This window comes from Pseudoalteromonas sp. SR41-1, from assembly GCF_014164015.1.
Lineage (GTDB): Bacteria > Pseudomonadota > Gammaproteobacteria > Enterobacterales > Alteromonadaceae > Pseudoalteromonas > Pseudoalteromonas distincta.
Window position 1 is genome coordinate 58800 of record NZ_JACJEK010000023.1, and the last position, 12509, is coordinate 71308.

The window sequence follows — 12509 nt, forward strand, 5'->3', positions numbered from 1 at the left end:
TTATATAACACTAGGGGCATTTAGCCCCTTTTTTAATGCCTGTAAAATATGCCCCGCCAAAGTTACGTTTGTAAACTAAGTTAACAATTACCCACCTTATTGCTAATAAAACTTTAATTAATAAGGCATAATGCTGCTATTGTTTAAGTATTTTCACTAATAATACAAGCTGCTCTTGCGCGTATTGACTCACCCTTGGGATCAACCATGACCATAAACATGCGTTTAACGACCGGCTTTGGCGTAATTTTATCAATGATGATTATTTTAACCATTATTGGAATTTCGCGCGTTAGCCTTATTAATAATAACATTACCCACATGACCGACGTAAATTCGGTAAAGCAACGTTACGCAATTAACTTCAGAGGCAGCGTACACGACAGAGCAATAGCCGTGCGCGACGTAGTGCTAATTACCGAGCAAAGCAGTTTAAGTACCGTGTTAAATAACATACAAGAGCTAAACGCATTTTACCAAACGTCAAGCCGCGCTATGGCTAAGCTAATGGGTGATATGAATAGTGAAGAGCGCGCTTTAATTAATAAAATAAATCAAATAGAGCAGCGTACTCAGCCTTTCATTCAAGGTGTAATAAACGCTAAAAATGCAGGAAACCTAAACGAAACTAAACGCATTTTATTAACCGATGCGCGCCCTGCGTTTACCCAGTGGCTAAATGTTATAAACCAATTTATAAACCTGCAAGAGCAAGCAAATCAAACCACTACTATTAATACTCTCGATATTGCCAGTTCATTTGAAATTTGGATGATTTCGCTCACCGCGCTTGCAATTTTAATAGGTGCAAGCGTTGCGTATGTTATTAGCCAACTGATCAGAAAGTCAGTAGGTGGCGAACCACAAGAAGCCGCCGAAGTAATTGCCCTTATTGCCCAAGGCGATTTAAGAGGTGATGTACAGTCGTGTTGCCCAAATAGCATGATGGCTTCTGTAGGGGTGATGCAATCTAAACTAAAAACCATTGTAGATAGCATTATTAACTCATCTGAAGAGCTTTCTACGCACTCTGCAAGCGTAGCGTCTGGCTCGCAGCAAGCACTTAGTGCCGCTGACGCACAAGTAACCTATACAAACTCGGCAGTAAGCAGCCTAGAAGAAATGAGCCGCAGTATTAATGCAGTTGCAGGCTCTGTTAAACAAACAGAAGATAACTCAAAAATAACTGCGCAATTATCGCAGCAAGGTAGTATTGCAGTGCAAAAAGTAGCGGCCGAAATTGAGCAAATTTCTGTAACCGTAAAAGCCACGGTTACCCAAGTAAACGTGCTGCAAGAGCATGTAAAACACATTGGCGATATTTTAAGTGTGATCCGCAGCATTTCTGATCAAACAAACTTGCTTGCACTAAATGCGGCAATAGAAGCTGCAAGAGCAGGCGAAACAGGCCGAGGTTTTGCTGTTGTTGCTGACGAGGTAAGGCAACTTGCCCAGCGTACCGGTGATGCAACAGGCGACATTGAAAAGATGATTTTGCAAGTACAAGAAAACACGCAAGCGTCGGTAACAGCTATGGAAACCACAGTACCGCAAGTAGAAAATGGCCTAACGCTTACCCATGAGGCAAACGAGTTACTGCATCAAATACAGCAACAAGCTAACGACTCATTAAGTAACGTGCTTGAAATTGTTGAATCAACATCAAACCAAGTAGCCACCGTGGCGCAAATTAGTACCGGCGTGGAAGAAATTGCCAGTATGTCCAAAGAAACCAGCATGTCTCTTAACAGTAACGCACAAGAAGCCGTTGCATTAGCTGACCTTTCAAACACGCTTAAAAAGTATATTAGCTACTTTAAAGTTTAATTTTTATAGTAAGTAATAAACAAAGGGGCTTTTAAGCCCCTTTGATGTTTATGTACTTTAATAATAGCGGACTATATACCCGCTAAATCGCGCTCGGTAATACACTCGTCTGAGGCCATTTCAAACTCGCGGCAAACTAATGGGCGGTTTTCGTAAATAGAGCACATAAGCGTATTGCGGTCGAGTGCTTGGCACCAACCGTCGTCAGCGCGTTTCATTACTTCGCTGCCCCATTTATCGTATTCAATGTAGTTAAAAGGCACGCCGGTGTCGGTTACTATGCGCACTTCTAATTGGCAACAACAGGCTTGGCAGTTAGCACACGTAACAGGCTCTGGGGTAGTAGAAATATTTTCAACAGGAATAACAATATGAGGCATAGTGGCTTACTTTTTTGAATAAGCCACTAGGATACAGTAACTAATTTAACGCGCTAGTAGTTTTGCTTTTATATCGCTGTAACGCATTTGCTCGCACAGTGCAAAACCACTCAATTGGCGCACTTTATTACGCGCAAATAATGGCACACTCATCCCAGCTAAAAAGCGGCATTGGGTTTCAATACCCACATTATGATTACCTTTGTCTGCCATATGCGCTAAAAACTCATCCACCTTTTGATAAATAAGTTGCTCGTCAATATATGCAGGCTCTATAGAGTATTCAAGCTTAACCGCATGGCCTCTACACACACTACAATGCCCACATTGCTGTGGTGCGTTTTGATCGTCAAAATAGCGCGCTAAGTTATAGCTTAAACAACTTTGTAGCTCAAAAAAGCGTACCAGTGCAGCTATACGTTTAATTTCGGCTTGTTCTTTATCACTAAAGTAGTCGTGTAGTTGCTGGGCAAGTTCTGGGTTATTTATAACCTCCCCATGCACTTTGTATACTTGGGTAATACGTTTGGTTTCGAGCGTTATTAGGTTTTTTTCGGCTAGGTAATCAAGGGCTGCCACTACGCGTTTTCGATCAACCTGCGCGGCTTGCGTAAGGGAGTCAAAATTTAGCGTGCCCCATATTTTTTTAAAATCGGTATGGCTAAATATTTGCGTTAAAAATGCTTGGCGTTGCTCGTCAAACTGGCTTAGTAGCTCGTTTTTATCAACCAAAAATTTATATTTAAAATCAGCGTAGTAGGCATATTGCGGCGTTATAGCGCCTTGCATTTCAAGCTGTACTAGCAAGGTTTTAAGTGCCAGTTGCCTAATATTACTTTCGCTTGATAAGCTGTATTCTTGCATTTCCCATTGCTGGTGGCTTTGGCGAATATCGTTAATTACGTATTCAATACCGCTAAGCTCAGGGGTGTCGCCATATACAAAGTTTTCAACCGTATTTAGTCCATCTAAATTAGCAAGGGTGTAGCAGTTTGATGGATTGCCATCGCGCCCTGCTCGGCCAATTTCTTGGCTGTAGTTTTCAATCGATTTTGGTAAATCGTAATGTATAACAAAACGAATATCTGACTTATCAACGCCCATACCAAAGGCTATGGTTGCCACCACTACGTTAATTTTACCCGCCATAAAGTCATCTTGAATTTGCCAGCGTAGCGTATCTTCAAGCCCCGCATGATACGCCACCGCATGCACACCTTGTGCACTTAGCACATTAGCAACTTGCTCGGCGCTTTGCTGTAGCGTTACATACACAATACCAGGGCCATTTTGCGCGCGCACAATGTTGGTAAGCTCGATGTTTTTATCGGCGGTTTTAACGCTCAGCACGCTTAAATCTAAATTGGCGCGATAAAAGCCCGTTTGCACAATACACTCAGGCGATATAGCAAATCGCTCTGCCATATCGCGTTTAACTTTTTTAGTCGCCGTTGCCGTAAGCAGCAATACTAAAGGAATATTAAGCTCTTCGCGGTAACGCGGTAGTTTAAGGTAGTCGGGTCTAAAGTTATGGCCCCATTCAGATATACAGTGCGCTTCGTCTACCACTAACATCGAAAGCGCCACCTGGCTTATAAACTCTCTAAAACGCTCGTTTTTAAAACGCTCAACCGACACCATTAGTACTTTAATTTTACCACTTCGCACATCATTCATTACGGTGCTGCTTTGCATTTGATCTTGGCTCGAATCAAGGCTTGCCGCGTAAATACCTTTGCTATTTAAAAAGCTAATTTGATCTTTCATCAATGCTAGTAAAGGCGAAACAACTAACGTTAAATTTGGTAAATGCAACGCAGTTAATTGATAGCACAACGATTTACCCGAGCCGGTCGGAAATATAGCCAACGACGATTGACCATTTAAAAGCTGCTCTATAGTTTGTTGTTGCCCTGTTCTAAATTGGCTAAAACCAAAGTGCTGCTCAAGTGATTGAATTAGTGGCGTGGTCATAAATGTCCTTTTGATGGCTAAACAATAGTCATGCTTATAAAAATGCGGTGTAAATAAAATATTTGCAACTCGGTGTGTATGAAATATTTGCAACTCAGTATACAACAAATAACATTATTTATTGCTGACATCACCTTTATTTAAGCGCAAACTAAAGCACTATAAAGTGAGTAGTAACTGCTTGTTGCCAAAATAATTTATTGATACCCAAGTCATCTTAAAAAACGAATAAAAATACAGATCACTTGGGTATATTATTTTTGAGGGCAACGTTATGAATATTACTACACCTAAAATCGTCGTTATTGGCGGTGGTGCTGGCGGATTAGAACTCGCAACGCAATTAGGCCATAAATTAGGAAAGAAAAAACAAGCTGAAATTCTACTAATAGACAAAAACCGTACCCACATATGGAAGCCGTTACTGCACGAAGTAGCGACAGGCTCTATTGACCCCGATTTAGATGGCGTTGTGTATTCAGCCCATGCTGCAAAACACCACTATAACTTTCAACTTGGTACTTTTTGCAATATAGATCAAAGCAATAAAACAGTTACCCTTGCACCACTTTTAGACGAGCTAGGCCACACAATTTTACCCGAGCGCACCGTGCGCTACGACCACCTAGTCATTGCCATTGGCAGCGTAAGTAACGACTTTAATACCCCAGGTATAAAAGATCACTGCTACTTTTTAGACTCAAACCAACAAGCAGAGCGCTTTCAGCATTCATTACTCGACAGCTTTACACGCCTTCACCAAGACGACAACCAACAGCAATCACTTAATATTGCCATTGTAGGCGGCGGTGCTACCGGTGTTGAGCTCTCAGCTGAGCTTTATCATGTGTCTGAGCTATTAAAGCTTTATGGCTTAACAAATATGTCGTCTAAGCGTTTGCATATTCATTTAATTGAAGCTGGCCCGCGTATTTTACCTGCATTACCAGAGCGTATTGCCGTTAGTGCCAAGCGTGAGCTATTAAAGCTTGGCGTAAACGTGCGCGAACAAACGCAAGTAAAAGGAGGCACCGCACAAGGCTTTATCACCAAAGACGAAGAACACATTGATGCCGATATTATGGTGTGGGCAGCAGGCGTAAAAGCACCTGACTTTATTAAAGACTTAGGTATTTTTGAGCTGACGCGCAGCAACCAAATTCAAGTAAACGAGTTTTTACAAAGCACCGTAGACGAAAGCATTTTTGTATTAGGCGATTGCTGCGCATTTACCCAAGCCGATGGCAAGCAAGTACCACCTCGAGCACAATCGGCGCATCAAATGGCGCAGTGCGTCGAAAAAAATCTAATCGCAACGCTAAAGCAGCAACCACTACGCGGCTTTAAATACAGCGACCATGGCTCACTTGTTAACTTATCAAGCTACAGCACTGTAGGTAACTTAATGGGCAATCTAACCAGCAATACCTTTTTTATTGAAGGTAAAATTGCCCGCTTTATGTATATATCTTTATACCGTATGCACCAACGCGCCATACACGGTAGCGCAAAAACCTTTGCATTATGGATAAGCGAAAAAGTGCTGCGTGTAGTGCGCCCTAAAATGAAGTTGCACTAATCTATATATACTAAATTAAAGACAGTGAGCGTTATCACTGTCTTTAATATTTAACATTGTCTGTGTAGAGTATTTAAAACAACTAAGGAAATTGGGTTATGACGGGTAAAACGCTAATTTTTAATTTTGACGGCACAGGAAACGAGCCCCGTGATGCAGAGCAATTTAGCTCAGAGCATTTTAAAGAAGACTCTAATATTACCAACATTCTAAAATTGCATTTACTGCTTGGCGGTAAATTAGAAGACTCCCCCATTACTCCTTTTGCTAACCAACTCAGTTTTTATTATCAAGGTATTGGCACTAAAGGCAGCCGCCTTAAACGCATTTTAAACCAAACCCTTGCACCTCGTGGTGACGACGTAGCCAGTATTTTAAATCAAGCATTAAGCGACTTTAAAGCTCACTACCTAATAGGCGATGCCATACTGCTAACGGGTTTTAGCCGAGGCGGTGCACTTGCTAGGCGTTTTGCCAAAATCCTAGAGCCTTTAATTGCTGATAATGTTTACGTATGTGTATTTGATACCGTCGCCTCTATTGGCTTATCAAAAGTAAGTAAAGCCACACGCGGCGCAGAGCACGTTATTTTTGAAAACCACACCATTGCCAACAACATTACTCACGCGCTGCACTGCGTAGCCCTTGACGAAAAACGCCGCGCGTTTGAACCCACACTCATGAACCATCAAAGCAATATTACCGAGCTATGGTTTGCAGGAGCGCATTCAGACATTGGCGGCGGTTACTACCGCGATGGCCTAGCCGATATTTGCTTGCGCTACGCACTTGAGTGGTTAATAGAACAACCGCTTAATATTTCGTTACTCACTAGCCACGATATAGATTACGAAACCCTACTTCCCGATAGCAACTTAGTAGCACAAGATGACGTAACCGTAACGCCCGATCCGCTCGCATTAAGTCACCAACAAAATTACTTTTGGTTTAACCCATTTTTTAAATTAGTAGATAGGCAGTGCTATGTATTAATTGATGACGAAGCCAGCAACCTTGAGCCTTTAGTGCACTACAGCGTAGCCGAACGCATTAATAAGCTAACCAGTTACCGCCCAGAATCGCTTAAAAAACTGCATTACAAAATTAGCTATAACGACAACACCACACTTAGCTTTATTGGTTTAAGCCAACATATAGAACTGGCTAATCAAAACATGAATGTGCTGAGCATTAACCAAAGCCAAGATGTAATGGTATTTGCCTCAGAGCAATATAACGCAACCGGCCTTATGCTAGAGCAAGGCGCTACGTACCGCTTTACCCCATACCCAAATCAATACTGGTTTGACGATGGCATAAAGTGCACGCCATTAGGCTGGAACCGCGATAACGTACAACTTGGCGTAAAAGAAATCCCCATGGCTGTGCTTGAACCATTTAGACGATTTCCTCGTGCACAATGGTTTTCACTTATTGGTGCTATAAATAAAAACGACGACCACCTTTTTGAAATAGCCAACGGCGCCGATATTAAAATGGATAAATCTGGCGAGTTTTGCCCATTTGCAAACGACTTAAGCCGCTTTTACGGCGCTAATGCAGGTAAAATAAAAGTGAAAGTAACGCGGTTGGAGTAATAGGTACCCGAAGCTTTTAAATTGTAGGTGCGATTTTACATCGCACTTAGCTCTTTAGTAACGGCTCATATCTCCCAATCAACGCTACAAAGCCCGCCTAAACTCCTGTAGGCGCAAAGCTTGCTCGCGCGAAAAGCGAAGCTTTTAAATTAAATAAAACAAATATCAGTTTTAATGTTCACTATAAAACTGATAGGTTATTATTACTGTTTTTATCAATGGTTACTTTTTCGTGGCAAATGAAGTTATACAAAAAATAATTGAGTATTTACATCAAAACACCGACATTGATGTAGTTTGGCTATATGGCTCCCACGCAAAAGGGACAGCCCAGCCCCATAGTGACATTGACTTAGCCATAGCATTTAAAAACTTTGATCTGGAATCGTTCGATAAGCGCCTTAGGCCAAAAGAGCTTGAGCTTGAAATAAGTAATGCACTTAATCTTAACGAACAACTTATTTCGATTGTTGATATAAATATTATTCCAAGTTATTTAGCTTTCAACGTTATTGAATATGGAAAAATAATTATAAGCAATAATAGTGTTAGAGCGATGAAAGAGCAGCAGCGTATAAATAGCCAGTTCGAATTTGAAACCATAGCGAGTAAACATACTGATACCGGAATTACACTTTATTTAAGTGAAGTAACACGCCATATTGACGAATATATGCAAGAACTCGACGAACTCAGTCAAATCGATTCACTTAATAGTAGAGACTACCGAGCTGCAGAGCGATTACTACAGTTAATGACCGAGGTGTGTATTGGTTTATCAAAGCATTGGCTAAAGCAGCACAAAAGTAGTACCAGTAGCAACGCCTATCAAACATTTAGCGAACTTACTAATTTAGGCTTTTTGAGCGAGGCAGAACTACTGTCATGGCGTAAAATTATAGGCTTACGAAATGCTCTTGTTCACGATTACTTAAATATTGACCAAAGTATCGTTAAAACAATCATTAAAAAGCAACACTACACAACTATGCACGCATTTAGTATTAAAGCGATTACAGAGCTAAACAAAGATTCATAGATAAAACCTCACCTACAATAATTAAACCACTGCACTGAACAAAACCGTAGGTGCGATTTTACATCGCGCTTTGGCTTTATAAAAACACCATGCGAGGTATAAAACCTCACCTACAATAATTCAAACACCTATTCGCCTCACACAATGAGGCGAATAACATGTTTAATTGTCTCATTAGGCAATTTTGTAACGTGTACTACGCCCACCTGCGGCGGTTTTTGTTAAAAATCCAAGCGTTTGCAAGTCCGATAAATGGCGTGTTGCGGTTGCACGGCTAACCTTAGCTACCTTTTGATACTGACTCGCGCTAATACCCTGTTCAAATTGGCCATCAAGTAACTTATTAAGCACTTTTACTTGCTGCTCACCTAGCTTTGTTTGATCTTTACTTGCCCAGTAATTGGTTTTAAAAATTGTTTGCTCAATATTATTAAGCGTATGGTGTATCGCATTATTAAGCGTACATAAAAACCACTTAATCCACTTTGTAATACAAAGATCTCCACGTTGAGTGGCTTCAAGCACCTCGTAGTAGCTTTTTCTGTCTTCTAAAATAGCCACCGACATAGCGTAAAACCGAATTGACTCAGCATGTTCTTGCGCTAATGCCAGGTCGGTTATAAGGCGTGTAATACGCCCATTACCATCCTCAAGTGGATGTATTGTTACAAACCATAAGTGTGCGATAGCTGCCCGAATAAAAGGATCTATTTGAGGTTCGTTTTGCGTTTTGTTAAACCAGTTAAAAAATAGCGAAAGCTCTTTATTTACTCGCTCTTTAGGAGGCGCCGTAAAATGTAATACCGGTTTATCTAAGCGCCCCGACACCACTTGCATTGGCTCGTCACCACGCAATTGCCCGCCCTCAATTTTAGTAAATAAGCTTTGCTCACCTGCAAACAATAAGCGATGCCAATTAAGCACTCGCTCTAAATTAAGCGGTGAGTCTGTGTTATTTATTGCATCAAGCATAATCTCTGCAAGATTATCGCTTTGCACTGTTGTTGGGTAAGGTTGCTCATTAATATTGAGCTTTTTAGCAAGAGAAGAGCGAACCGAAAATGCATTAAGCTTTTCACCCTCAATCGCACTGGAGTAAATAATATTTGCAAGTAAGGTATCAAGGGCCTGCTGCTTTTGTTGAGCACTTTGCACGCCCATACGCCCTACTAATAAACCTTGATTATATGAAAGATCCCTTAGTAAAGGAGCAAGCACTGCAGCATCCCACGTAAAGTTTGGCCAGTTTTGCTGTTGCCATATCCACATAGTCATTAGTCCTAAAGGTAATTAGCTTCAGTCTATGTTATTTATTTGCCTCATGCAATGAGGCGAATAGAAGAGTTAATTGCCTCATTACTTTTAAGCGCTACATTGAACAATAATTCACTTTTCAATGGTAAAAACAATCCATTTTTAAGCGAGGTATAAAACCTCACCTACATTAATGTAAACACCACTCTTAACAAAAGCGTAGGTGCGATTTCATATCGTGCTTTGGCTTTTAAATAAGGCCAAGCTCAACACCTGTAGGCGCGAAGCTTGCTCGCGCGAAAAGCGTAGCTTTTAAATTGTAAGCCGGAATTTATCTCTCGCTTTTAATTTTAATTTGCAAATATCGCGTTGATGCTGACAACCAAAATATGAATTTATCACTCAAAATACGTGTATTTATTTTCTAATATTTAAATAAATGCATATTTGGTAGTTGTATTATTTGCTCACTCAGCTTATTTGCAGCTTTATTAATTATTTTTATGCACAAATCAATGTGTGCTAATTCAGCAGAAGATAAGTTATTTTTAACAGCAGAAACTGTAGCCGTATCAATTGCGGCTAATACAGAATCAACGGTTTGACTCATAAGTAGTTGCATCCGTGGTAGTGAAATAGCAAATTCATCAGCAAAATCAGCTAACATGTAAGCTGTAATCTCATTAGTAAAATTGCCCGCACTTTGCGAATTATGCTCCCCCACTGACATAGCATAGCACCTTGATATTTTAGGCTGTAAATAGCCCATATCACGGTCAATGCTTCCCTGCTCAATAATAGCCTCTATATTTACCAAGTCGTAAAACGGCGTAAGCTCTAAACCATTTTTACCAACAAAAAAACTAATGTTTTTGCCATGAGCATCGTAATTACGTACTAAAATATTAAATGTCATCCAACGAATAAGCTGAGCCTCATACGCTTGTACATTCGTTGTTTTAACACTAAAGAGTTTTGCAAAAGAAACGCCATCTCGAATATAAATACCATCCCCATCATCACCATGCTGACGCTCATATTTATAAGAAGGAGGTAAATTAGTGGCTTGGCAACCATCAATAATATGACGACGTAATACACGGTTTTGATCTTGTGTAACGCGCCTATCAAAGCGATCTATTACAAATACTCTTACATCTGCGTAAGTGCGCAACTCAACATGGGGAACATTGAGCCCCGACTCTTTTGCCAAAAGCATGGTAAAAAGTTCATTTACTGCAATGAAAGGCGCGGTACCTGTTTCAAATTTAAAAATTTTATTAGAACATAGCTCCCCTTCACCAAATCCTAATTTACTATCGATTTCGAGTAGGTTTAGTTTGTCTTGAACGCCAGCAACAGAGAGCCGAGTTCGGCCATCCCAATGAGTAATTGGTTCTCCAACTTGTACAAAGCGTTTAAGTTTTTGGCTTAGCTCGTCACTAGGGTCTGCTGTTCTTTCAAGGTTAAATTTGCAGCAGCCTGTTTGGTATTTAGGCAAGGCAGAGCCTATGCAGTGTGGTTATTCCCCATAAATGGGCGATAACGTAGCATTAATGCCAAACAGGCGCTGCCCGAAGGGCTGACGAATCCCCAAAACGTGACAGGCACAGCAATTTATGATCTTATGTAAATCACCACAACCCACATAAGTCACAACTGCTATGCCTGAGACATCAGTTTGCCATAAGTACTTTAAACATGCATTAGCGCCATTCAATAATGCCAGAGTAAAAACATTACTAAGCTGCAGTAATGCATTAATTTCGGGCAATAAACTTACCTTAACTGAAATCGGCAGAAATTTGTCTGGCGCTGTGGATGTAAAACATAAAATAAAACGCGTTGATCGCTTCTTAAAAAATACTCACCTCTACAATGAAAGGGTCGCTATCTATGAAGCATTAGCTCATCCTATTATTGACTCTTTACCCATGCTTGCAATTGCCGTTGACTGGAGCGGTGCCTGTGGTCACGACTATCACTTACTGCGAGCAAGCTTACTTGTGGATGGGCGCTCTATCGTGATTTATAACATGATTGTTGAGCAGAAGGATTTTGATAGCCCAGCAACCAACAGCCTGTTTTTAGATGAACTTTATGAAGTGCTTGGACGACATTCTAGTGTCTATATTGTAACAGACGGCGGCTTTCTTACGCCTTGGTATAGTAAAGTACGCGAACTTGGTTGGCATATGATAGGTCGATTAAGAGGCTCAATGAAGTGTAAACTAGCCATGCAATCACAATGGCATACATTAAAACAACTTAGGGCTGGTGCCAGCGATATACCTAAGGCGTTAGGTCAAGCACGACTAACTCAGTCCAGCCCGACAGCATGCGATGCATTTTTACACGTATATCATGGAAAAAATAAAGGAAGAAAAGGAAAAAGCAGATTTACGAAAGATACAAAAATGTATCAAAACTTAGCTAAAGAGCCATGGTTACTCGCGACATCAGACAATACAATGACGAGTAAGCGAGTAGTTGGTTTATATAGTAAAAGAATGCAAATAGAGCAAAATTTCCGCGATGACAAAAGTTTGAGATATGGTTTTTCGTGGCGTTTTAGTAAAAGCACCGGCATAAATAGAATAGGAATATTATGCTTGATAGCCACAATAGCGAGCACTGCGTTATGGTTTATAGGGTGTGAAGCAGAAAAAAGAAAGTGGCATATAAAATTTCAAGCAAATAGCGTTAAGAATCGCCGAGTTCTTTCATTTTTAACCTTAGCCAAGCAAGTCATAAAGCTATGTAAGAGACGTATTACACAAAGCTATATAGAAAAAAGTTTAAAAAACTTTATTTTGAATTACGAAAAAGAGGCCGCTGGATAAAGTGGGGATCCCTCA

The 12509-nt window shown here is 40.6% G+C and carries 9 protein-coding genes and 1 pseudogene; 6 read left to right on the forward strand and 4 right to left on the reverse strand.

What is annotated here, in order from left to right; translation table 11 throughout:
• Positions 1-207 precede the first annotated feature (207 nt).
• Positions 208-1827 (forward strand): methyl-accepting chemotaxis protein, encoded by a 1620-nt coding sequence (locus tag H5118_RS17810; RefSeq protein WP_182749614.1) that lies wholly within the window; start codon positions 208-210, stop codon positions 1825-1827.
• A gap of 71 nt (positions 1828-1898) precedes the next feature.
• Here H5118_RS17810 and H5118_RS17815 read toward each other — a convergent pair whose 3' ends face one another.
• Together H5118_RS17815 and H5118_RS17820 are read right to left on the reverse strand one after the other, a co-directional pair.
• A complete protein-coding gene (locus tag H5118_RS17815; protein WP_002962790.1) occupies positions 1899-2207 on the reverse strand; it encodes a YkgJ family cysteine cluster protein in 309 nt (102 codons plus the stop codon).
• Positions 2208-2252: 45 nt separating this feature from the next.
• Positions 2253-4181: an ATP-dependent DNA helicase RecQ gene (locus tag H5118_RS17820; RefSeq protein WP_182749615.1), complete on the reverse strand. Its 1929-nt coding sequence runs from the start codon at positions 4179-4181 to the stop codon at positions 2253-2255.
• 274 nt (positions 4182-4455) lie between these two features.
• On the opposite strand from H5118_RS17820, the gene H5118_RS17825 reads away from it, so the two are divergent.
• The 4 genes and pseudogenes from H5118_RS17825 to hepT all read left to right on the forward strand — a co-directional run bounded on the left by H5118_RS17825 (position 4456) and on the right by hepT (position 8397).
• Positions 4456-5760, forward strand: coding sequence for an NAD(P)/FAD-dependent oxidoreductase (locus H5118_RS17825; protein WP_182749616.1), 1305 nt, complete (start codon positions 4456-4458; stop codon positions 5758-5760).
• A gap of 98 nt (positions 5761-5858) precedes the next feature.
• Entirely contained in the window at positions 5859-7358 is a 1500-nt protein-coding gene (locus H5118_RS17830) for a DUF2235 domain-containing protein (RefSeq protein ID WP_154904082.1), read from the forward strand.
• 232 nt (positions 7359-7590) lie between these two features.
• Positions 7591-7932: pseudogene (gene mntA, locus H5118_RS20690) on the forward strand (type VII toxin-antitoxin system MntA family adenylyltransferase antitoxin); the annotation flags it as partial.
• On the forward strand, positions 7915-8397 hold the full coding sequence (hepT, locus tag H5118_RS17835; protein WP_182749619.1) for a type VII toxin-antitoxin system HepT family RNase toxin: 483 nt from the start codon (positions 7915-7917) through the stop codon (positions 8395-8397). The pseudogene mntA and the gene hepT, both read left to right, overlap by 18 nt.
• A 174-nt stretch (positions 8398-8571) precedes the next feature.
• Here the strand turns inward: hepT and H5118_RS17840 are convergent, their stop codons facing one another.
• Together H5118_RS17840 and H5118_RS17845 are read right to left on the reverse strand one after the other, a co-directional pair.
• On the reverse strand, positions 8572-9666 hold the full coding sequence (locus tag H5118_RS17840; protein WP_182749620.1) for a Fic family protein: 1095 nt from the start codon (positions 9664-9666) through the stop codon (positions 8572-8574).
• 409 nt (positions 9667-10075) lie between these two features.
• Entirely contained in the window at positions 10076-11152 is a 1077-nt protein-coding gene (locus H5118_RS17845) for a HipA domain-containing protein (protein ID WP_259398000.1), read from the reverse strand.
• 163 nt (positions 11153-11315) lie between these two features.
• Here H5118_RS17845 and H5118_RS17850 point away from each other — a divergent pair, with 163 nt between their 5' ends.
• On the forward strand, positions 11316-12494 hold the full coding sequence (locus H5118_RS17850) for an IS4 family transposase (protein WP_182749617.1): 1179 nt from the start codon (positions 11316-11318) through the stop codon (positions 12492-12494).
• Positions 12495-12509: the final 15 nt, after the last annotated feature.